The organism is Devosia sp., from assembly GCF_039927955.1.
In the GTDB taxonomy this organism is placed as follows: domain Bacteria; phylum Pseudomonadota; class Alphaproteobacteria; order Rhizobiales; family Devosiaceae; genus Devosia.
In genome coordinates this window covers 1-21,163 of record NZ_JBDSUA010000061.1, presented here as the reverse complement: position 1 = coordinate 21,163, position 21,163 = coordinate 1, and the positions used below count along the sequence as shown (strand labels likewise).

General features: G+C 61.7%; 18 protein-coding genes. 11 read left to right on the top strand and 7 right to left on the bottom strand.

Features of this window, described 5'->3' with window-relative positions:
• Nucleotides 1-111 precede the first annotated feature (111 nt).
• From ABIT12_RS15245 to ABIT12_RS15235, 3 genes are all read right to left on the bottom strand, one after another.
• On the bottom strand, nucleotides 112-1,098 hold the full coding sequence (locus ABIT12_RS15245; RefSeq protein WP_348040770.1) for an ABC transporter substrate-binding protein: 987 nt from the start codon (nucleotides 1,096-1,098) through the stop codon (nucleotides 112-114).
• A gap of 276 nt (nucleotides 1,099-1,374) precedes the next feature.
• Nucleotides 1,375-3,750 carry a methyl-accepting chemotaxis protein gene (locus tag ABIT12_RS15240; protein WP_348040768.1) on the bottom strand — a complete coding sequence of 792 codons (2,376 nt, stop codon included), beginning with the start codon at nucleotides 3,748-3,750 and terminating at the stop codon, nucleotides 1,375-1,377.
• A 196-nt stretch (nucleotides 3,751-3,946) separates the two neighbouring features.
• Nucleotides 3,947-4,837 carry a GntR family transcriptional regulator gene (locus tag ABIT12_RS15235; protein ID WP_348040766.1) on the bottom strand — a complete coding sequence of 297 codons (891 nt, stop codon included), beginning with the start codon at nucleotides 4,835-4,837 and terminating at the stop codon, nucleotides 3,947-3,949.
• 239 nt (nucleotides 4,838-5,076) lie between these two features.
• Here ABIT12_RS15235 and ABIT12_RS15230 point away from each other — a divergent pair, with 239 nt between their 5' ends.
• The 5 genes from ABIT12_RS15230 to ABIT12_RS15210 all read left to right on the top strand — a co-directional run bounded on the left by ABIT12_RS15230 (nucleotide 5,077) and on the right by ABIT12_RS15210 (nucleotide 10,249).
• Nucleotides 5,077-6,036 (top strand): ABC transporter permease, encoded by a 960-nt coding sequence (locus ABIT12_RS15230; RefSeq protein WP_348040764.1) that lies wholly within the window; start codon nucleotides 5,077-5,079, stop codon nucleotides 6,034-6,036.
• Nucleotides 6,033-6,794: an ATP-binding cassette domain-containing protein gene (locus ABIT12_RS15225; protein ID WP_348040762.1), complete on the top strand. Its 762-nt coding sequence runs from the start codon at nucleotides 6,033-6,035 to the stop codon at nucleotides 6,792-6,794. Before ABIT12_RS15230 ends, ABIT12_RS15225 begins: the two co-directional genes overlap by 4 nt.
• A gap of 87 nt (nucleotides 6,795-6,881) precedes the next feature.
• Nucleotides 6,882-7,799: a sugar ABC transporter substrate-binding protein gene (locus ABIT12_RS15220; RefSeq protein WP_348040760.1), complete on the top strand. Its 918-nt coding sequence runs from the start codon at nucleotides 6,882-6,884 to the stop codon at nucleotides 7,797-7,799.
• A gap of 226 nt (nucleotides 7,800-8,025) precedes the next feature.
• Nucleotides 8,026-9,036, top strand: coding sequence for a zinc-binding alcohol dehydrogenase family protein (locus ABIT12_RS15215; protein WP_348040799.1), 1,011 nt, complete (start codon nucleotides 8,026-8,028; stop codon nucleotides 9,034-9,036).
• 181 nt (nucleotides 9,037-9,217) lie between these two features.
• Nucleotides 9,218-10,249, top strand: a complete 1,032-nt coding sequence (locus ABIT12_RS15210; RefSeq protein ID WP_348040758.1) for a LacI family DNA-binding transcriptional regulator — start codon at nucleotides 9,218-9,220, stop codon at nucleotides 10,247-10,249.
• Between the two features lie 139 nt (nucleotides 10,250-10,388).
• Here ABIT12_RS15210 and ABIT12_RS15205 read toward each other — a convergent pair whose 3' ends face one another.
• Together ABIT12_RS15205 and ABIT12_RS15200 are read right to left on the bottom strand one after the other, a co-directional pair.
• Nucleotides 10,389-12,662, bottom strand: a complete 2,274-nt coding sequence (locus ABIT12_RS15205) for a glycoside hydrolase family 95 protein (RefSeq protein ID WP_348040756.1) — start codon at nucleotides 12,660-12,662, stop codon at nucleotides 10,389-10,391.
• A 216-nt stretch (nucleotides 12,663-12,878) separates the two neighbouring features.
• Complete coding sequence (locus ABIT12_RS15200) at nucleotides 12,879-13,973, bottom strand: sn-glycerol-3-phosphate ABC transporter ATP-binding protein UgpC (protein ID WP_348040754.1); 1,095 nt, start codon at nucleotides 13,971-13,973, stop codon at nucleotides 12,879-12,881.
• Nucleotides 13,974-14,377: 404 nt separating this feature from the next.
• On the opposite strand from ABIT12_RS15200, the gene lysA reads away from it, so the two are divergent.
• From lysA to ABIT12_RS15170, 6 genes are all read left to right on the top strand, one after another.
• A complete protein-coding gene (gene lysA / locus ABIT12_RS15195; protein ID WP_348040752.1) occupies nucleotides 14,378-15,649 on the top strand; it encodes a diaminopimelate decarboxylase in 1,272 nt (423 codons plus the stop codon).
• Between the two features lie 231 nt (nucleotides 15,650-15,880).
• Nucleotides 15,881-16,525 carry a TetR/AcrR family transcriptional regulator gene (locus tag ABIT12_RS15190; protein ID WP_348040750.1) on the top strand — a complete coding sequence of 215 codons (645 nt, stop codon included), beginning with the start codon at nucleotides 15,881-15,883 and terminating at the stop codon, nucleotides 16,523-16,525.
• Nucleotides 16,522-17,472 (top strand): HlyD family efflux transporter periplasmic adaptor subunit, encoded by a 951-nt coding sequence (locus ABIT12_RS15185; protein WP_348040748.1) that lies wholly within the window; start codon nucleotides 16,522-16,524, stop codon nucleotides 17,470-17,472. Before ABIT12_RS15190 ends, ABIT12_RS15185 begins: the two co-directional genes overlap by 4 nt.
• Entirely contained in the window at nucleotides 17,469-18,410 is a 942-nt protein-coding gene (locus tag ABIT12_RS15180) for an ABC transporter ATP-binding protein (protein WP_348040746.1), read from the top strand. Before ABIT12_RS15185 ends, ABIT12_RS15180 begins: the two co-directional genes overlap by 4 nt.
• 3 nt (nucleotides 18,411-18,413) lie before the next feature.
• Complete coding sequence (locus tag ABIT12_RS15175; RefSeq protein WP_348040744.1) at nucleotides 18,414-19,541, top strand: ABC transporter permease; 1,128 nt, start codon at nucleotides 18,414-18,416, stop codon at nucleotides 19,539-19,541.
• Nucleotides 19,542-19,947: 406 nt separating this feature from the next.
• On the top strand, nucleotides 19,948-20,157 hold the full coding sequence (locus ABIT12_RS15170) for a cold-shock protein (RefSeq protein ID WP_348040742.1): 210 nt from the start codon (nucleotides 19,948-19,950) through the stop codon (nucleotides 20,155-20,157).
• A 33-nt stretch (nucleotides 20,158-20,190) separates the two neighbouring features.
• Here ABIT12_RS15170 and ABIT12_RS15165 read toward each other — a convergent pair whose 3' ends face one another.
• Nucleotides 20,191-20,436, bottom strand: coding sequence for a hypothetical protein (locus tag ABIT12_RS15165; protein ID WP_348040740.1), 246 nt, complete (start codon nucleotides 20,434-20,436; stop codon nucleotides 20,191-20,193).
• Nucleotides 20,437-20,458: 22 nt separating this feature from the next.
• Nucleotides 20,459-20,755: a YkgJ family cysteine cluster protein gene (locus ABIT12_RS15160; RefSeq protein ID WP_348040798.1), complete on the bottom strand. Its 297-nt coding sequence runs from the start codon at nucleotides 20,753-20,755 to the stop codon at nucleotides 20,459-20,461.
• Nucleotides 20,756-21,163 lie beyond the last annotated feature (408 nt).

The window sequence follows — 21,163 nt, the reverse complement described above, 5'->3', positions numbered from 1 at the left end:
GATTTTCTCCCCGGCGCCTTTTCGCGCAACCGTGTTCCCCGGCTGTCACGGCCAGATTGGACCCGGGGCGCGGGTGGAAGTCAATCCACTCCGCGCCCCGGTAATATCAGCTTAGTTGACCTTTGGGTTCAACAGGGCCTGGCTGCGTTCTTCGTTCATGTTGGCAGTGGTGATCAGGTTGGCGCCGGTATCGACAAACGCCTCAACCTTTTCGCCCTTCGAGGCGGCCAGAGCCGTCTTGATGCCATCATAACCCATGCGGTACGGATCCTGAACGACCAGTGCGTCGATGGTGCCATCCTTGAGGAAGCCAACGAGCTTGTCGTCGCTGTCGAAGCCGATCAGCGCAACCTTGGCAGCAGCGCCGTTTTCAGCCAGTGCCTGGCCAGCGCCCTGAGCCATGATCAGGTTCGAAGCGAAGATACCGACCAGGTTCGGATTGGCGGTCAGCAAGTCGGTGGTGATGTTCAGACCGGTAGCGGCCTGGCCGTCAGCATACTTGTCGGCAACCAGCTTGAGGCCGGGATACTTGGCAGCGAGCTGTTCGGTGAAGCCCTTCTTGCGTTCTTCGAGCGAACCAGCGTTCGGCACCGAAGTGATCAGCGCGACTTCGCCTTCTTCCTTGCCGGTCGCAGCCTTGATGGCAGCAGCAAGACCATCGGCAGCAATACGGCCGCCCTGGACGTTATCGGTGGTCAGGAACGAGGTGAAGGCGGTCGAATCAGCAGCCGAGTCGATGCCGATGATCGGAACGGACTTTGCAGCTTCGGTGATTGGCGCGCCAAGGGCCGACTTTTCGGTCGGCGAGATCACCACGGCGGCAGGCTTGCCGGCGACGGCGTTTTCCAGGATCGAGATCTGGCCATTGATGTCGGTTTCGGCCTGTGCGCCCAGTTCTGGAACGTTCACACCGAGATCCTTGCCGGCAGCGCGCGCGCCAGCCAGAACGATCTGCCAGTAGAACGAGGTGGTGTCCTTGACGATGATTGGAATCGTCACGTCCTGCGCGAAGGTCGGGGTTGCCGACATCATGCCGGCAGCAAGTGCGACGGCAGAAAGGCCCAGAACCGCGCGGCGGTTCAGCTTATTCAAAATCATAATGTAACTCTCCCTTTATGCGCATTGTCACCAGCCTCTCCTAGCTGGGCGGCGCTGACGTCATTTATGCACGTCCGAGCAGCGCTGCCAATTGTTTTTTATGCATAGTAAACAGCAATAGTACAAATATTCCGTTATTGACCTGTATAGATCATATGTTCTAAATAGGGGTCACCTCAAATATCGACCTCCCTGCAGGCTGACGGCGCCCACCAATAGGAACGCCTCCTTCCGGCGGGAAGGAGGCGTTCTGGCGCCTGGGATCCGATATCGCGATCAGGTGCCGTAGCGGCGCTGCGGCTCGGCTCGACGAACACCCTCAAGCGTGAAAATATCCACCACCCGGTCCAGTTCGGAGGCCTGCGCCTCGGTCTGCTCGATGGCGGCATTGGTTTCTTCAACCAGCGCCGCATTGTGCTGGGTCATTTCATCGAGTTGCCGTACCGCAGTATTGATCTCGTCAATCGAGGTCGCCTGCTCCCGGCTGTCACGGGCGATCCCATCCATCAGATCGTTGGACGAGCGCGCCGCCGCCATCATCGCCTTGAGCTTGCCGGCAGCATCGGCCACCAGCTTGGAGCCGCCACTGACTTCGACAGCGCTTTGCTGGATCAGCGCCTTGACCTCGGTCGAAGCGCTGGCCGCCGATTGCGCCAGACGGCGCACTTCCACGGCGACCACGGCAAAACCCTTGCCGGCGTCACCGGCGCGCGCTGCCTCTACCGAAGCATTCAGCGCCAACAGATTGGTCTGGAAGGCGATGTCGTCGATCAACCCGATGATGTTGGAGATCTTCTCCGACGACGTCGTGATCCGCTCCATTGCCGCATTGGCCTGGGCCATCACCTCGCCGCCCTCTTCGGCGGTGCGGGTAACGCCTGAAGCAGCGCTGCTGGCTTCGCGGGCCCGCGAAGCATTCTGGGTTACCGCCTGGGCCAGCAGACCCATGGCATTGGAGGTTTCCTTGATCGTGGCGGCCTGGCGCGAGGTGCGATCGCTCAGGTCATTGGCACCCGACAGGATCTCCCCGGTGGCGGTCTTGAGCGAGGTCGAGGTGTTCTTGAGCTGCCGCACGATATTGGTCAGCTTGTCCACCACCGCATTGGTGTCGGTCTTGAGCCGGGCAAAGGCGCCTTCATAATCGCCCTGCATATGCTGGGTCAGGTCGGTATCGGCCAAAGCCGCCAGTACTTCGGCAGTTTCACCCAGGCCACGATCGACCATTTCCACCAGATTGTTGATGCTGGATGCCAGGGCGTTCAGTTCCGCATCGGGGAAACTGGTCGTGACGCGCCGCGAGAAATCGCCGGCGATCGCCGCATCCACCACCTGCCCGAAGGCACGTTGCAACTCGGCCATCATCGCCGAGCGCTCCTCGGCTTCGCGCACGATGCGCGCCGCCTCCGCATCGGTCATCGAGGCCACCTTGAGCCCGTTTTCGCGGAATACTTCCACGGCCCGCGCCATGTCGCCGATTTCGTCGGCCCGGTCGCTATGGGGCACGTCATGCTCCAGCTCACCCCGTGCCAGCACGCCCATGGCAGCGGTCAACCGGCTGATCGGGCCGGCCACGGTGCGGCTGAGCAAATAGGCAATCACCGCTGCCAGCAGCAGCAGCGCCGCCGCGGAGGCCAGCATCATCTGCCCCATCACCTGCACCGGCTGCATCGCCTCCTTGGTACCGATCATGGTCAGGATTGCCCATTTGACCGTGCCATAGGTCAGCGGAATCGCCTCAACCAGCATTTCCTGGTCACGATAGGCATGCAGCCGCGCCGAACCGGCGGTACCGGAAAGCGCCTGATCCACCACCGGATCAACAATCTCGCCAGTCAGCGTATCGTCGGCATCGGTGAACGCAGAGTTGTTGCGCAGCTTGTGGTCTGCGCCAACGATCACCACTTCGCCGCTTTCACCCAGGCCAGAGCGACCATTGACCAGCGCGCCGAGCGCCGGCACCGACAGGCGCACCGCAATGGCGCCAACGATCTGCCCGCGCTTGTCCTGCACCACCGAAGCCATGAACGCGCCCGGCGCGCCGCCTATCGGTGCGTAACCCGCAACATCGCTCATCTGCACATCGGGGCTGGTCGCCGCCTGCGCCACCACCGCGCCGAGTTGGCTCTTGCCCAGATCGGCATTGGGCGCAAACGAGGCGGCAAAATCGTCGCCCTTGTTGACCGAATAGATGCAATTGCCATCGGCATCGAACAGGTAAAGGTCTTCGAAGCCGCCGGCCTGCTGCAGGCCATGCAGGGTCTGATGGAACCGCGCATGCGCGCCATCATAATTGCTGCCCGAACCGGAATCGGCCAGATCGGCCCGCGCCGTCGGCTCGCCCGCACTATAGGCTTTCTGCAATTGTGCCGCCGGGCCTTCGCCCAGCTTGATCCAGCCGAAGTGCAGGTCGCGAATGGCGTTCTGCACCGTCTCGGACCGGGACGCCGTCAGCACCGACAGCTTGCGGGAATTGAGATATTCTTCGAGCAGCGCGGAGCGGTCGCTGGCCATGGCAGCCAGCCGCGTATAGGTGATGTCACCCGCGGTCTGGGACGCAATGAAATAACCCGAGGCGCCAATGCCGGCGCCCACCATGATGGCCACTGCCACGATTGCCGTGGGCAGTTTTTTTGCCAGGCTGAACTTTACCATCCGTGCCCCCTCGCTATTCCCGATGACGGAATAGCTCACCTGCACAGATTAAAACGTTATCGATAATAAACGTTAAACGGCTAGGGATAACCACCTGTTCCGGCGGCACACCAGGTCCTGTTTTCCGAAAATTTCACTGGTAAAACATGTATTTACAGAATTTATTATTATAAATCAAGAATTTGGCCTCGACCGCTCACCCTGGCGAAAATGCCTGCATCATGGTTGTCTTGGCCGATGACAGGTGATGGCTGCACACAGCTCTGACCAGCGCCAGGTCATGGCTCTGCAAGGCCTCGATATAGGCAAGATGCTCGCGGATCGCCACCTCGTTGCGCTGGCGTTCGTCGCGCTTGTTCCACTGATAGTGGTAGTGGAAGATGAAGGTGATGATGTCATAGAAATCATCGATAAAGCGGTTGGGCGCCGCCGCATTGATCAAGCGATGGAACCGGTTGTCCAGATCGGAAAAGTCGTGGAACCGCTCGTCGATAGCGCTCAGCAGGTCATGATGCTGGCGTTCCAGCACCTTCAATTTGGTCCAGACTGGCGAGCTTGGGGGCAGTGAGGCCAGCGCCAGCGCCGAGCGCAATTCGAACATCTCGCGGATCTCAAACAGCTCCATGGCGAAATCTTCGGTAAAGCCCTTGAACAGCCAGCCAGCGTTTGGGCGTTTCTCAATCAGCCCGAAGCGCCTGAATCTGTTGAGAAATTCCCTGATCCCGGTGGTGCCGACACCAAACTCCCGGGCCAGTTCCAGCTCGTTGATCTGCGCGCCCGGCTTGGTATCGCCACGCAGCATCCACTCCATGAAGCGGCGCTCGACCTGCTCCGACGTGGGCACTGTTTCAGTATAGGGGAAATGCGCGTCGGCCGGCACCACCCCCACCACGATGCGACTGCGCCCCTCCCCGGTCACATAGCCCCGATCTCCCAGCTGGGTCAGCACCTTGCGCACGGTCGTACGACTGACCCCGAGCTGCGCACTCAGATCATTTTCCGAGGGCAATACAGCACCAGCGCCAACCAGGGCGACGATATTCAGCATCTCGTTAAATGCCAGTTTGAAAACAGTATCGCTCTTCACAACGGCCCGTCCTGCTCAACCGACTTGGTTTCTGTTATACATAAAAAACAAGTTGACGCTAACTGCGCAAGGGGGTTTTTATCGATAATCGACAACTAATATCCATTAGTAACGGACAGGCGAAACCTCGCACAAGTCCGATGGGGGAGCATTTGACGGAATCCAGTTCAGGGCAGCCTGTTGCACCAGCAGCGCGCGCTACAGCAGCGGCACGCGAGCCAGTTGGGCTGTCTATATCATTGAAATTGCTCAGTGCCGGACCCGTCGTTATTTTGGTCGTGCTGGTCATCGTGCTGAGCCTGGTGTCACAGCCGTTTCTGACCCCGCGCAACATTTCCAACATCGTGTCACAAACGGCGGTGATTGCCATCGTCGCCATGGGCCAGCACCTGGTGATTCTCACCCGCGGCATTGATCTGTCGGTCGGTGCCAATCTGGCCCTTGCCACGGTGATGGGTGCGCTGACCTACAAGGCGACCGGCTCGGCCCCGCTGACCATTCTGGCCATGCTGGCAAGCGGCACCTTCGTTGGTGCCATCAACGGCTTCGCCTTTGTCTATGGCCGCCTGCCCCACCCGTTCGTGATTACTCTGGCAACGCTGAGCATCGCCAAGGGCACGGCGCTGGAACTGGCCGGCGGCAAGGCCATTCAAGGCATGCCCGAGGCGGTTAAATTCATCGGCGGCGACGCCATTTTCGGCGTGCCGGCCTCGTTCTTTGTCGTGCTGGGCGTCACCATGCTGATCGTCGTCATGGCCAAGACCATGGTCTGGGGCCGCTGGATTTACGCGGTAGGCGGCAAGCCTGAAGCGGCCGTGCGCATGGGCATTCCGGTCAACTGGGTGCTGATCTCGACCTATATGATCGCGGGCCTCTGCGCCGGTATCGGGGCCATGCTGCTGGCCGGCCGCACCGATGCCGGTTCGCCTTTGTTCGGCAATCTGCTCGAACTCGACACCATTGCCGCGGTGATCATCGGCGGCGCCAGCTTCCTCGGCGGTCGCGGCCATGTCGGCCACGCCCTGATTGGCGCGGTGATGATCGGCGTCATCCGCAATGCTCTCAACCTTCTCAACGTCGATATTTTCTTCCAGCTGATCGCCATCGGCGTCGTCATCCTGCTGGCGGTCGAGGCCGACGTTTTGCGCAACTATCTGGAAGGGCGCGTGCGCGTTGCACGCGCGGCAAGGCTCCAATGACCAGCGTCAACACCAATGAAATCGTGCTGCAGGTGCGCAACGCGACCAAACGCTTTGGCCCGGTGCTGGCGCTCAGCGACATCAGCCTCGAAGCCCGTCGTGGTGAAGTGCTGGCTTTGCTGGGCGACAATGGCGCCGGCAAGTCGACGCTGATCAAATGCGTCAGTGGCGTGCATCAGTTCGACGAAGGCGATATCCTGATCGATGGCGTCGCCTCCCCGATCCGCTCACCCGGCGACGCCCGCAACGCTGGTATCGAGACCGTGTACCAGGATCTGGCGCTGTTCGATAACCTGACCCCGTCGCAGAACTTTTATGCCGGGCGCGAACTCTCCAGCCCAAAATGGCTGCCGCTGGGCCTGCGCTTTCTAAAATCGCGCCAGATGGATGCCACGACGAGCGAAGTACTGGATCGCCTCAAGGTGATCCTGCCCAAGCAGGACGCCACGGTCGCTTTGATGTCGGGTGGCCAGCGCCAGGCCGTCGCCGTGGCCCGCGCCAGCGTGTTTGCCCGCAAGGTGGTGATCCTCGACGAACCGACGGCGGCGCTGGGCCTGCGTGAATCGCGCAAGGTGCTGGACCTGATCGCCCGACTGCGCGACGAGGGCAACGCCGTCATCCTGATTACCCATAATATGGAGCATGTCACCGAACTGGCCAGCCGCGCAGTGGTTCTGCGTCAGGGCCGCAAGGTCGGAGAACTCGTGCCCACCAAAACCAATCAGCAGGATCTGGTTTCGATGATCGTCGGAGCCTGACTGCACACAAGATCGCCGGCCACATGGCCGTCGAAACGGGGCGTGGCTCCCGCCGGAGTCGCGCCTCTTGAGGGAGGAAACTGAACAATGAAACTACTCGCAATCGTGGGCGCGCTCGCGCTCACCGCTGCCATCGCCGCTCCGGCAATGGCGGCAGATACCGTCAAGGTCGGCTTTATCACCAAGTTCCCGGTGGAATTCTACACCACCATGGAAAACGCCGCCAAAGCCTACGCCACGGCCAATCCGGGCGTCGAGGTGATCTACGGCCAGGGCCAGTCCGGCACCGATATCGAAGGGCAGATTGCCCTGATCGAATCGATGGTGACCCAGGGCGTGCAGGGCATTGCCATCACCCCGGTTGACCCAACGGTTGCTCCGGCTCTGGACAAGGCAATCGCTGCCGGCGTCAAGGTGGTGTTGATGGATAATGGCATTCCGGACTGGAAGGGTGCCACCGCCCTTGCCACCACCAACAACTTCAATGCCGGCGTTCTGGCTGGTCAGTACCTCAAGAGCGTGCTCAAGGATGGCGACACCCTTGGCATTCTTGAGGGCGTCCCCGGCGTTCCGGCGCTTGATGACCGTGTCACCGGCATGCTCAAGGGCCTCGAAGGCGTCAAGGTCGAAGTCGTCGGCAAGGGCGGCACCAACTGTACCCAGGAACTGGGCGTGTCGGTTGCAGAAGATCTGCTCACCGCCCATCCTGACCTGAAGGCCATCTATGCGGCCTGCGGTCCTCCGGCAGTGGGCGCCACCCAGGCCATCGAAAATGCCGGTATTGCCAATGATGCAATCATCATGGTGGGCTTTGACGCCTGCTGCGGCGAAATCGACAAGATCGTTTCCGGCCAGGAAGACGCTTCGGTAGCCCAGTTCCCCGCCAAGATGGGCGAAATGGGCATGGATACGCTGGTCAAGGCAATTCGCGGCGAAGCCGTCGAATCGCTGGTCGATACCGGTGCCGGCCTGGTAACAAAAGACAACGTCGCAGATTTCCAATAAGGCGAACTTGTGGGGCCGGCTTCGGTTGGCCCCACGATCCGATCGCTCGCGGCGATAATCCTATTATCCATAAAAAACAAATTGACGGCAGCCGGGATTCTGCGTTCTTGCTCTGCCTGACCGCTCCAGGCGTCAAGCGGGATCGGCGTTCATCGAACCCAATTTTGCCCGACTGGACCCGGTCGGACGACCGCTCTTTTGATTCAGGATTTGAGTAATGGAAGCCATGGATGCCTTGATCTGCAACGCGCCGGGGGAGTTGGCCCTCGTGCAGCGGCCAAAGGCGACGAGAGCCGCCGGCGAAGTGCTCGTCAAGCCGCGCCGGGTCGGCATTTGTGGCACCGACTATCATATCTATGAGGGCAAGCACCCGTTCCTCAATTACCCCCGCGTCATGGGTCACGAACTGGCCGTTGAAGTGGTCGAGCCGGGCGACAGCGATTTCAAGCCGGGCGAGATCCTGGTGGTGAACCCCTATCTGTCTTGCGGCACCTGTGTCGCCTGCCGCCGCGGCAAGCCCAATTGCTGCACCAGGATCGCTGTTCTGGGCGTCCATCGCGATGGCGGCATGACCGGCCTGATCTCGCTGCCCCCGCAAAACCTGGTGCGGGCCGAAGGCCTCAGCGTTGATGCCTGCGCCACCGTCGAATTTCTCGCCATCGGCGCTCATGCCGTCAGCCGCGCTGCCGTCGACAGCACCGACCGGGTGCTGGTGATCGGCGCCGGCCCGATCGGCTTTGGCGCCGTGCTGTTTGCCAGCATCACCGGGGCCAAGGTCACCGTGATGGACCGCGACGCCGAACGCCTCGCTGCCGCCACGCAGATCTTCAACATTGCCGGCACCATCATGGCCGACGACAAGGTCGATGCCAGCGTCGCCGCCGCCACCGATGGCGAAGGCTTTGACGTAGTGTTTGACGCCACCGGCAACCAGGCCTCGATCCAGAAGGGTTTCGACTTTGTCGCCCATGGCGGGCGCTATGCACTGGTCAGCGTGGTCAAGGGCGACATCACCTTCGTTGACAGTGATTTCCACCGCAAGGAGATGACCATCTTCGGTAGCCGCAACGCCCTGTCGGCCGATTTCGAGCGCGTCATCGCCGCCATCCGGGCCGGGCAGGTGCCGATCGACCGCCTGATTACCCACCGCACCACCCTGGCTGGCGCAGTGCAGGACCTGCCCCGTTGGGCCCATGAGAAATCCGGACTGATCAAAGCCGTCATCGAAGTGAGCTGATTCAGCCCCGCCTGTTCCTGTCGCCGGCGGGGACAGTTTGCCCCGCTGCGTCGGTCGGCTTGCCTATGGCGGAAACACAATGGTGGCGTTCCGCAGTTGTTTAGGGCATTGAAAGCTGGGGAATCGGCGCAACAGCCTCACGGCATCGCCGACTTGGGTGGACGAGTTCTGGCGGACCAGCATGATTTTGAGATCGAACGAACGGCGACGCGCGGCCACCATTATCGATGTCGCCCAGCACGCCAATGTTTCGGTCGGCACGGTCTCCCGCTACCTCAATGGCATCACCGTTCGTCAGCCCAAGCGCGAAGCCATCGACAAGGCAATCGCCGCCCTGCGCTACAATCGCAACGCCGTGGCCAAGGCCATGCGCACCGACCGCACCAATATGGTGGCGCTGCTGGTCCCCGGCTATGATGAATTCTTCGCCGAAATCCTTGCCAGCCTGACCCGTGGCCTTGCCGCCGAAGGCCAGGTGCTGCTCACCCACAAGCATGAAGGCGATCCCAAGGCGCTGGCGCTGGCCATCGAGTTTTTCCAGAACCACCGCGTCAACGCCATCGTCACCCCGGGCGTCAGCGAAGTGCGCCAGCAGGTGCAAGCCATGGTCGATCACGGCATTCCCGTGGTGTTCTTCAACAATGACGTCGCCGACATGCCGGTCGATCGGGTTTTTTCCAAGAATTTCGAGGCCTCGCGGCAGGCGGTCAAACATCTGATCGACATCGGCCATCGCCGCATCGCCCACATCGCCGGCGACCGGCGCGAAACCACCGGGCACGAGCGCCAGCGGGGCTATCTGCAGGCGCTCGATGACGCCGGGATTGCGGCCGATCCGCGCTATATCGTGGGCGGCACCTGGAAGCGACAGGATGCCAATATCGCCATCATGCAATTGATGCAGCTCCCCGAACCACCAACCGCGATCTTCACCGCCAATTACGTTCTGGCCCTGGCCGTGATCGACTATTGCCGCCAGCACAATATCGCCTTGGGGGAGGATCTGTCGCTGCTGAGCTTTGACGATGTCGAGCTGTTCCGGCAGATGCATCCCGGTGTCACCGCCGTCGCCCAGCCCGCCAGCGCCATCGGCGAAGCCATCAGCGAAGTGGTGCTCGGCCATATCAACGGCATTCACCCCGCCGCGCCGCGCACCGTCATGCTCGATTGCAATATCATCCTGCGCCAGACCACCCAGCCCCCCAGGGCTTAGCCGCAATAATCCCCCTCAATGCCCTCAGAAGAAGAGGGAGCCGGAGCGGGAACATTGCCCAATCTTGCCAACACACGAAGCGGTCTCCCGCCCCTTGTGGGGAGGGGTTGGGGTGGGGGTATCCTTCAGGCAGCATCAATTACCCCTTCGGCTGCAATGCCCGCTCGTTGATGAACCGTCCCTCGGCAAACGATACCTGCGCCTCGCCATTGGCGGGGATGACCACTTCGGTGCTCAAGGCGCCAAAATGCAGCACCACCCATTGGCCGGGCCGACCATGCACATCGGCCGACAGCAAACGGCTGTTCCGCCACGAGACATCGACCACAAACCCGCCACGCGCCCTTATGCCGCGCACGCTGCCGGTCGGCCATTGCAACGGCAGGGCCGGCAGCACCTCGATATGACCTCGACGCGACTGCACCAGCATTTCCAGCACCCCGGCAGCGCCGCCGAAATTGCCATCGATCTGGAACGGCGGGTGGGCGTCAAACAGGTTGGGATAGCTGCGATCCGGGCTCAGCAACTTGAGCAGCACCGCCGCCGCCCGTTCGCCATCGCCCAGCCGCGCCCACAGGTTCAGCCGCCAGCCGATGCCCCAGCCAGTGGCGTCGTCGCCGCGCAGGTCCAGCGACTTGCGGGCTGCGGCCATGAACTCCGGCGTTTCCGACCTGCTCATCTGCCAGCTCGGATAGACCCCATAAAGATGCGACACATGGCGATGCAGCGGTTCGGGAACCTCCAGATCCCAATCCTCGGCCCATTCCTGCAATTGCCCTTCCTTGCCGATCCGGTCGGGATTGAGCCGCGCCACCGCAGCGCTCGCCTGCGCCCGCAACTCGGCATCGACCCCAAGGCTGGTCGAGGCTTCGATCACCCCGGCAAACAGGTCGCGGATGATCTGGTTGTCCATTGCCGGCGCCGCGCACAGCGACGAACCGAACGGATGCACGTTTTCCGGTGACACGCTGGGCACGGTAACCAGCGCCCCGTTGTCCGGCGATTCCACCAGATAATCGAGCAGGAATTCGGTGGCGCCGCGCATCAATGGATAGATCCGCGCCAGCAGTTTCGGATCGCCGGAAAACTGGTAGTGATCCCACAGCTGGGCGCATAGCCACGCCCCGCCCATCGGCCACAATCCCCATTGCGGCCCATCGACCGGACCGGTCGCCCGCCACAGATCGGTATTGTGATGCAGCACCCAGCCCCGGGCGCCGTAATGCACCTGTGCCGTCGCCTTGCCGGTTTCGGCCACATCCTCGACCAGCGCGATCAACGGCTCGAAACACTCCGCCAGATTGGCCGGATCAGGCAGCCAGTAGTTCATTTCGAGATTGATATTGGTGGTGTACTTGCTGCCCCAGGAGGGCTTGATCTCTTCGTTCCACAGCCCCTGCAGATTGGCCGGTTGCGTCCCCGGACGCGAGCTGGAAATCATCAGGTAGCGGCCATATTGGGTAAACAGCGTCGCCAGCGCCGGATCGCTGCTGGTCCCATAATTGACGATCCGCTCGTCAGTCGGTCGATCAGCCGCCGAGGTATGCCCCAGATCCAGCGTCAACCCGCCGAACAGGCGCTTGTGCTCGGCCACATGCTCCTTGCGCAACTGCTCGTAGCTCAGCTTGGCCGCAGCATCGAGCCGCTCGGCAATCAGAACTTCCGGATCGCCCGAAACATCATCGAACCGCCTGAAGCTGGTCGCAGCATCCACCAGCACCAGCGCACTGTCTGCCCGCTGCACCCGGATGGTTTCCGGGCTATTGGTTACCAGCCCGCCGCTGGCCAGCACCCGCGCCGCAAAGCCGAACTTGAGCGCCCCGGCAACCCCCTGCTCGCGCCGGTTATGTCCGAAATAGGCAATCTGATTGGCCTCGGATGGCCGCGCATCGCCATTTTGCGGGCTGCTCATGCCAATATCGATGTTGACCGCGCCCGGCTGGTTGGACGACACCCGATAGACCAGCACCCCAGCCACCGGCGAAACGAACGCCTCGCGCGTATAGGTCACCTTGCCCGCCGTGTAGCGCGTCGTGGCAATCGCGGTATCCAGATCCAGTGAGCGCCGGTAGTCGGGCGCGTTCATCTGGTGGTGGAAACTGATGATGATGTCGCCGATCGGCTGGAAGCTCATCTGCAGATAGGGTTTGGCCATCATATGCTTGTGGGCCAGCGCCTCGGCCTCGCGATATTGCCCGGCAAAGATCAGCCGCCGCACTTCGCCCAGAGATTCGCGGGCTTCGGGATTAAGCGGCGCATACGGCCCGCCGGTGAAGAACGTGCTTTCGTTGAGCTGCAGCCGCTCGCGCGAAATATCCCCGAACACCATGCCGCCCAACCGACCATTGCCGATCGGCAAAGCCTCGGTCCAGGTCGACGCCGGCTTGTTATACCACAGTTCAAGATCGCTCATGAAACACCTGCATTCTGCGCCTTGGCGCGACGTAACGATTTGGCATCCGGCATACTCTTTGGCACCGCTGCGATTGAGCGAGCCGGCCGTAAACTGCCGCCGGATGCGGCTGAGGCACGGTCAACAGACGGCGGCATGACGCTGAATTAACGTTCGGCCAACACGAAATGGATAACGTTTCAATTTATGGTTATAAAACTACCCATTGCAAGCGCCTTACGCCAGGCGCTTGCCGGTATCCGGCGCAAACAGATGCGCCTTGGACAGGTCGAACATCACCGAAATATCTTCGCCCGGCGTCACCGGACGCGGATTGAGCATGCGCAGCACCCATTCCTTGCCGGCGAAGTCGACAAACACCAGCGTTTCATTGCCCAAAGGCTCGGCCAGCGACACCTTGAGCGTGCGTTGATGCGCCGTCCCGGCGCCAACCCCATGCACGCCATGACCATCGATAAATAGATCGTCCGGACGCAGCCCGAATACCACCTTGTCGCCGTCTGCAACCCGGCCCGCATAGGCCGGCGGCAGTGGAACGACAACGCCATTGCCAAGATCGAGCGCGCCCTTGGTGAACGTTGCATCGATCAGGTTCATCGGCGGCGAACCGATAAAGCCGGCGACAAACAGGCTGGCCGGCTGGTGGAAGACCTCGTCGGGTGTGCCGACCTGTTCGATGAACCCATCGCGCATGATCACCACGCGATCGGCCAGCGTCATCGCCTCGACCTGATCGTGGGTCACGTAAATAATGGTGGCCTGCAACCGCTGATGCAGCCGCTTGATCTGGCTGCGCACCTGGGTCCGCAGCTTGGCATCAAGGTTGGATAGCGGCTCGTCGAACAGGAACACTGCCGGATCGCGCACAATGGCGCGGCCCATGGCGACGCGCTGGCGCTGGCCACCGGAAAGCTGGGCCGGACGGCGCTGCAGCAACGGTTCAAGTTCTAAAATCTTGGCAGCATTGGCAACGCGCTCGTCCTGCTCGGCCTTGCTCATCCCGGCCATTTTCAGCGCAAACGCCATGTTGTCGCGCACCGTCATATGCGGATAAAGCGCATAGGACTGGAACACCATGGCAATGTTGCGTTCGCGCGGCGACAGATCGTTGACCACGGTATCGCCGATAGCGATTTCGCCGCCGCTGATTTCCTCAAGGCCGGCGATCATCCGCAGGGTGGTGGACTTGCCGCAGCCTGACGGGCCAACCAGCGCCACAAACTCCCGGTCCTTCACGGACAGGTCAATACTGTGGACGACCTCGAGCTGGCCGTAGCGCTTGACCACATTGTTCAGGGTTACAGTTGCCATCAGCCCACTACCTCACCGTGCGTTGTGGACTGCCGAAGATCCCTGCGTTCAATGCGCAGCTGGTTCCTTCGTCGTCCTCCCTGCCCCAACCGATAGAATGTCGGGGCCTTCAGCGTCAATTTATTTTTACGGATAAAAAGGAATATCGTTTCAATTTTTGATGTGGCTTACCCGTCACCATAGCCCGACCACACGATTTGACCAGCATTTTTACGCACTTTCGACGGGCAATCCCCTCGATGGGTCCGGTGTTTTCCCGCGCTCCACCGTCTTCTCCAATAGGTGACGTTTCCGAAATCTGCGGCCGTCCCGCGCCGTCAACCGCCAAATTGGGCAATGCGCTGGCTTTTGGACCTGCTATAGCTCTGTCCGAATTTCCGACCGCAATTGTTGAAAGATCCGTCGTGACGAGAAGTGAACATATCGGCCCCGAACTGGTGCAATCTGCGCTGCGTTCCGCCCAAACCGTCGGCACCCCATTCTGGCTCTATGACGCCGAGGCCATTCGCGGCCGCGTCAAGCAACTCGCCGGTTTCGATACCGTCCGCTTCGCCCAGAAGGCCAATAGCAATACCCATATCCTGCGCCTGCTGCGTGAGGCCGGCGCCATGGTCGATGCGGTCTCGCTGGGTGAAATCGAGCGCGCCTTGCTGGCTGGCTACGTCCCCGGCACGGCCGCGCATGAAATCGTCTTCACTGCTGACGTCATCGATCACGCCACGCTCAAGCGCGTCGTCGCGCTCAACATTCCGGTCAATTGCGGCTCGCTCGATATGATCACCCAGGTCGGCCAGGCCAGTCCGGGTCACGACGTCTGGCTGCGCATCAATCCCGGCTTCGGCCACGGCCATTCGCGCAAGACCAATACCGGCGGCCCGCTCAGCAAGCACGGCATCTGGCACGAGGAACTGGTTGAGGCCCTCAAGCTCGTAGACCAACACGGCCTGCATCTGGTCGGCCTGCACATGCATATCGGCTCGGGCGTCGATTATGGCCACCTGCGCCAGGTCTGCACCAGCATGGTCGACCTGGTCCGCCAGGGCAATCACAGCCTCGACGCCATTTCGGCTGGCGGCGGTCTCTCGACCCCCTATCGCGCCACCGACACCGAAATCGACACCGCCGAATACTTTGCCATCTGGGACGCCGCCCGCCGCGAGATCGAAACCATCGTCGGCAATCCGGTGAAGCTCGAAATCGAGCCGGGCCGCTATCTGGTCGCCAATGCCGGCCTGCTGGTCGCCGAAGTGCGCGCCGTCAAGCGCGTCGCCGACAAGCATTTCGTGCTGCTCGATGCCGGCTTCAGCGATCTGGCTCGCCCGGCCATGTATGGCTCCTATCACGAGATCGGCTTCATGACGCCGGAGGGTCAGCCCGTCACCGGCCCGCTGCAACCCGCCGCCATCGGTGGACCGCTCTGTGAATCGGGCGACGTCTTTACCCAGCTCGATGGCGGCGACGTCGAATTCCGCTCTATCGCGCTCCCCAAGGTCGGCGACCTGGCGATTTTCCGCGATGCCGGTGCCTACGGCGCCAGCATGTCGTCGAACTACAACAGCCGCCCCCTGGCCGCCGAAGTGATGCTCGACAACGGCGACCTCTCGATCATCCGCAACCGCCAGCGCATCGAAGACCTGCTGGATCTTGAAATCCGCGGCCAGCTCGGCCGGATTTGAGCATCTTTACCGGATCGGCACCTCGGCTCGACCTAGGACTCTTGTAATTTAGCGCCAAACCAGGCCCCCTCCCTCCTCCCTTCCCCGCAAAGGGGCAGGGAAGGGAGGAGGTCTGCCCCGCACCCTCCAGCCAACTTCTCCCCCTCATCTCACCAACCACCCACCCTCTTGCCAACACCCCACACTCCACCTATAACTAACTAACCAGTCAGTTATTAAAGCCGAAGCACCGTGACCGACACCGCCCCGAAATTCCGCCGCCGCGCCGAAGCCCGCCCCGACGAAGTGCTCGACGCCGCACTCGAACTGTTCATCGCCCAGGGCTTCGCCAACACCAGGGTCGACCAGATCGCCAAGCGCGCCGGCCTCTCCAAGGGCGCGGTCTATCTCTATTTCCCCTCCAAGGAAGCCATCATCGAAGCGCTGGTGCGTCGCGCCATCGTGCCAGTTGCCAGCGAGGCCATCGCCAATGTCGCCCAGTTCCAGGGCGATCCACGGATCGCCATTTCCATGACCCTGCGCATGCTGGGCCAGAAACTGGGCGATACCCACCTGCTCTCCATTCCGAAGATGGTGGTGCGCGAAGTCGCCAGTTTTCCCGAACTCGCCCAACTCTATCGCCGCGAAGTACTCGACCGCATCATTCCGGTGATGCGCGCCCTGATCCAGCGCGGCATCGACGGCGGCTATCTGCGGCCAGTCGACGCCAACCTCACCGTGCGCAGCATCATCGGGCCGATCATGGCGCATCTGATCCTGGCCGATGTGTTCGCCATCATGCCCGAGGACGGCATCAGCTTTGATCGGCTGATCGAGAACCATCTCACCATACTGTTCGACGGCCTCAGTCTTCCCCGGCCAGAGGCCAGGCCATGAACGACATCCTGGGCTTTTTCACCGGCCTGATCGCCATCGTCATTCCGGGTTTCGGCAGCACGCTGCCGCCGACCTATTCGGGCTATATCGAAGCCGATTACGTCTATGCCGCCCCCAGCACCGGCGGCACCATTGTCAGCTTCGCCGTCAAGCAGGGCGACAGCGTCAAACAGGGCGACGTCCTGTTCGTACTCGCCCATGCCCAGCAGGACGCCTTGCTGGCCGGCGCCGAGGCCCGGGTGTCCGCCGCCGACGCCAATGCCAGGAACCTCGCCACCGGCAGCCGTACCGCCGAAGTCGATGTCATCCGCGCGACCCTGTCCAAAGCCCAGGCCGATCTGGCTCTGGCCCGAACCAATCTTGACCGCAGCGAAAAACTCGATGAGCTTGGCCTTACCCCCAAGGCCAGGCTCGATCAGGACCGCGGCACCCTCGCCAGCGCCCAAGCCCAGGTTGATCAACTGACTGCCCAGCTTGCCGTCGCCGACCTGCCTGCCCGCTCCGAACAACAGGTCGCCGCCGAGGCCAATCTGCTTGCCGCACAGGCCGATGCCACCAAGGCGCGCTCCGACCTTGCCGACCGCAGCATCACCGCCCCGCAGAATGGCGTGATCGACCGGCTGTTCTATGCAAACGGCGAAATGGCCGGCACCGGCGCACCCGTCGTGGCGCTGCTGCCCGCCGGATCGCTCAAGGCCAAATTCTATCTCAGCGAAACCGTCCGCAACGATTTTGCACTGGGCGACACCGTCTCGGTCGCCTGCGATGGCTGCGCCGCCAACCTCACCGCCCATATCAGCTATTTCGCCGCCGACCCGCAGTTCACCCCGCCGGTGATCTATAGCCGCGACGAGCGATCACGGCTGGCATTCATGGTCGAAGCGATCATCGATCAGCCCCAGGGCCTGCATCCGGGCCAGCCAGTCAGCATTGGCAAGCTGCCATGACCGACGTCATTGCCGTCACCGGCCTCACCAAGCGCTTCGGCCCCAAGCTGGTGGTCGACAATTTCGACATCACCGTGCCGCGCGGCGCCATCTATGGCTTTCTCGGACCCAATGGCTCGGGCAAGACCACCACCATCCGCATGCTCTGCGGCCTGCTCACTCCCGATGGCGGCCAGGGCACCTGCCTGGGTTTTGACATCCTCAAGCAGCCCGACAAGATCAAGGAACAGGTTGGCTACATGACGCAGAAATTCTCGCTCTATGAGGATCTGTCGATCCGCGAGAATCTCGATTTCATCGGCCGCATGTATCGCATCAGGAACCGCAAGCAGCGTGTCGCCCAGGCGCTCGAAGACCTCGGCCTCGCCAACCGCGCCAAACAGCTCGCCGGCACATTGTCCGGCGGCTGGAAACAGCGCCTCGCGCTCGCCGCCTGCCTGCTCCACGACCCGCAATTACTGCTCCTGGACGAGCCCACCGCCGGTGTGGACCCCAAGGCCCGCCGCGATTTCTGGGACGAAATCCGCCGCCTGTCGGCCAAGGGCGTCACCGTGCTGGTCTCCACCCATTATATGGACGAAGCGGTGCAATGCGATCGCATCGCCTATATCGCCTATGGCAAAAAGCTGATCGACGGCCCCTCGGCTGATATCCCCAAACAGGTGGGCCTGATCACCTGGCGCGTCGAAGGCCCCGACCTTGGCACGCTCGAACAACGGCTCAAGACTCTCCCCGGCGTCGAACAGGTCGCCCGCTTCGGCGCTTCGCTGCATGTGTCGGGCACCGACAAGGCCGCACTGGACCACACCGTCGACGCCCTCAAGGCCGAAGGCACCCATCGCTGGACCGAGCAGATCGCGGGGCTGGAGGAAGCCTTCATCTACCTGATGGCCGGCTCGCGCGACAACTTTGCCCTCGATAGCGGCAAGGCGGCCTGAGCAATGTTCTCTTTCGCCCGCTTTTCCGCCGTGCTGGTCAAGGAATTCATCCAGATGCGACGCGACCGCGTCACCTTTGCCATGATGATCGGCCTGCCCATCGTGCAACTGATGCTGTTCGGCTTTGCCATCAATGCCGATCCGCGCCATCTGCCGACGCTGGTCGAACTGGGCGACAACGGCCCAATCACCCGCGCCATCATCGCCAGCATGCAGAACTCGGACTATTTCGATTTCCGCGGCGCGGTGAACGGCGGCACCGAAGGCGCGGCCGCTTTACGCCGCGGCGACGTCAATTTTGTCGTGGTCATCCCGCAAAATTTCGAACGCGACGTGATGCGCGGCCGGCATCCGGAAATCCTGATCGATGCCGACGCCTCCGATCCCTCCGCTGTCGGCGGCGCTGCCGGCGCCGTGGGCGGTATCATCCAGGTGGCGATCACCGAAACCCTCACCGGCCCGCTTGCCGCCATGGCGGGCACGCCCCAGCCATTTTCGGTCAGCGTCCACCGCCAGTACAATCCCGAGGGCAAGACCTCGACCAATATCGTGCCGGGCCTGCTCGCCATCATCCTGTCGATGACCATGGTGATGATCACCGCCGTCGCCATCGTCAAGGAAACCGAGCGCGGCACCATGGAAATGCTGATCGCCACCCCGGTGCGCCCGCTCGAAGTGATGAGCGGCAAAATCCTGCCCTATGTGTTCGTCGGCTATGTGCAGACCCTGGTCTTTCTGGCCGTCGCCGGCGCCGTGTTCCGCGTGCCGTTCGAAGGCTCGTTCTGGCCGTTCTTTTTGGGGTTCAACCTGTTCATCGTCGTCAATCTGGCGCTGGGCTTCCTGATTTCCACCGCGGCGCGCAGCCAGATGCAGGCCATGCAGCTGTCGTTTTTCACCATCCTGCCCTCGATCCTGCTTTCGGGCTTCATGTTCCCCTTCGCCGGCATGCCCGCCTGGGCGCAGCTTCTGGGCAGCGCCGTCCCCGCCACCCACTTTTTACGCATCACCCGAAAGGTCATGCTCAAGGGCGCCCAACTGGCCGATGTCGGCCCGGAAATGGGGGCCTTGGTGATTATCCTGCTGGTGATTTCCGCCATTGCCATGCTGCGCTATCGGCAGACACTGGATTAGGGTGCGTGGGGATTCATGTCAGGACGAGGCGAAAACGGCGGTTCTCGAGAAGTGATGAGCTTTTTGAAAAAGGTCCAGTGGACCTTTTTAGCGAAGAACGCCCGTAGAGCTACGCTCGAAGGGCTATGGCGCAGCGTACGTTTGGTACGTGAGCACCGGAAGCGCAGAAAATCGCCGTTTGCAGCCCGACATCACTGAATCGCCACACACCCTAGTCGGCCTTGCTATCGGCGCAATAAGCGCCCATCACTGTGCCCACGTTTTCAGGCCTCATTGGCTCTCTGCTGGTCCGCCTCGGCGTGCCACTCGGTTACCCCTGATTTTGCGAACGTTTAGGCCCTTGCTGCATGTTGCGTCGAGGGGAACATGCTCGCTTTTGCGAGCCTCAAGACAGAAGGTTTCCATCATGGCAATCACCGGCACCGTAAAATTCTTCAACGCCACCAAGGGCTTCGGCTTTATCTCGCCAGAAGACGGCTCCAAGGATGCATTCGTGCATATCTCGGCCGTTGAACGCGCTGGCCTGTCGGGCCTGGCCGAAGGCCAGAAGGTCTCCTATGACCTCGAAAATGGCCGTGACGGCAAGGTTTCGGCCGCGAACCTTTCGGTTCTCTAGTGCATTTGGCGCTGGGCAGGAAACTGCCCGGCGCTATTCGTCGTCCTCAGACCCGTCAGCGGTGAGGAATTCTTCGACCTCATCGAGGTCGGCGCTGTAGTCGTAGCTGGCATTGCCGAACACGACTTTATAAACCTCGCTCTCGCGCACCATATAGCCGCCATGCACGCGGGTCTTGGGTGTGTGCTTTTGCACCAGCATGATGGTCAGGCCCTTGCGCGCGGCAATGCGCTTGAGACGCCGCTCACGCGCGGCATCGGAATTGGCTCGGCTGCTCAACAGATGATCTCCATTTTGCCCGCTATAACCCGAAAGCGGCCCGCGCCGTAAGACATTCGACATCGCCCGGCATGCAGATGCGACACACATCGGGCCGCACCGGGTGGATCGAGCAGGCCGTATGCTTGCCCACCTCCCCGGTCAGCGCCGCACAGCGCACCCCATCGCAGCGCATGCCGGAAAAATCCGCCGCCACCAGCGCCTCGGGAATCTGCGCCAGATCCGCCTCATCCTCGGTCGAAAACCGTGGCCACTCCGCCGAATACGAACAGCAGGCACCACAGCTCTGGCAATCAAACATCGGGGTTTCGGCAATCATGGCGCTGGTAAAGCAGGTTTGGCGGATTTTGGCCAGTCTGGCTGCTGAGCCTGCAATTCCCACCGAGCCCACCCTCGCCCCTTGCGGGCCTCTTCCGCTCGTTTCGCGCCGGCGGCGCGAAATGAGCGGAAGAGCCCATGAGAGCTACGCTCGAATGGCAGGGGCTAGGGAGGGGGTTGCTGCCTCAACCACCAAAGGCACGTCAAACCATCGTGTCATTCGCGCCTACTCAGGAATGACATCGTGCAAACCGGCACTTATCCCCCCAATCCCCCTCCCATCACCCCATGCCATACTGCCCGCATCAGTCTTGCCGGACGGTGTTGCAACGGCCAATGACAAGACGACTGCCGGGAGAGGGAGGGACCGTGCCTTCCTTGGGCGTATGGGCCATGAGCCTGGACAGCG

What these genes read in the sequence shown, in the direction of transcription:
- ABIT12_RS15245 (WP_348040770.1), bottom strand. Translation starts at nt 1,098, where the DNA reads ATGATTTTGAATAAGCTGAACCGCCGCGCGGTTCTGGGCCTTTCTGCC.
- ABIT12_RS15240 (WP_348040768.1), bottom strand. Translation starts at nt 3,750, where the DNA reads ATGGTAAAGTTCAGCCTGGCAAAAAAACTGCCCACGGCAATCGTGGCA.
- ABIT12_RS15225 (WP_348040762.1), top strand. Translation starts at nt 6,033, where the DNA reads ATGACCAGCGTCAACACCAATGAAATCGTGCTGCAGGTGCGCAACGCG.
- ABIT12_RS15220 (WP_348040760.1), top strand. Translation starts at nt 6,882, where the DNA reads ATGAAACTACTCGCAATCGTGGGCGCGCTCGCGCTCACCGCTGCCATC.
- ABIT12_RS15215 (WP_348040799.1), top strand. Translation starts at nt 8,026, where the DNA reads ATGGATGCCTTGATCTGCAACGCGCCGGGGGAGTTGGCCCTCGTGCAG.
- ABIT12_RS15210 (WP_348040758.1), top strand. Translation starts at nt 9,218, where the DNA reads ATGATTTTGAGATCGAACGAACGGCGACGCGCGGCCACCATTATCGAT.
- ABIT12_RS15205 (WP_348040756.1), bottom strand. Translation starts at nt 12,662, where the DNA reads ATGAGCGATCTTGAACTGTGGTATAACAAGCCGGCGTCGACCTGGACC.
- ABIT12_RS15200 (WP_348040754.1), bottom strand. Translation starts at nt 13,973, where the DNA reads ATGGCAACTGTAACCCTGAACAATGTGGTCAAGCGCTACGGCCAGCTC.
- ABIT12_RS15185 (WP_348040748.1), top strand. Translation starts at nt 16,522, where the DNA reads ATGAACGACATCCTGGGCTTTTTCACCGGCCTGATCGCCATCGTCATT.
- ABIT12_RS15180 (WP_348040746.1), top strand. Translation starts at nt 17,469, where the DNA reads ATGACCGACGTCATTGCCGTCACCGGCCTCACCAAGCGCTTCGGCCCC.
- ABIT12_RS15175 (WP_348040744.1), top strand. Translation starts at nt 18,414, where the DNA reads ATGTTCTCTTTCGCCCGCTTTTCCGCCGTGCTGGTCAAGGAATTCATC.
- ABIT12_RS15170 (WP_348040742.1), top strand. Translation starts at nt 19,948, where the DNA reads ATGGCAATCACCGGCACCGTAAAATTCTTCAACGCCACCAAGGGCTTC.
- ABIT12_RS15160 (WP_348040798.1), bottom strand. Translation starts at nt 20,755, where the DNA reads ATGATTGCCGAAACCCCGATGTTTGATTGCCAGAGCTGTGGTGCCTGC.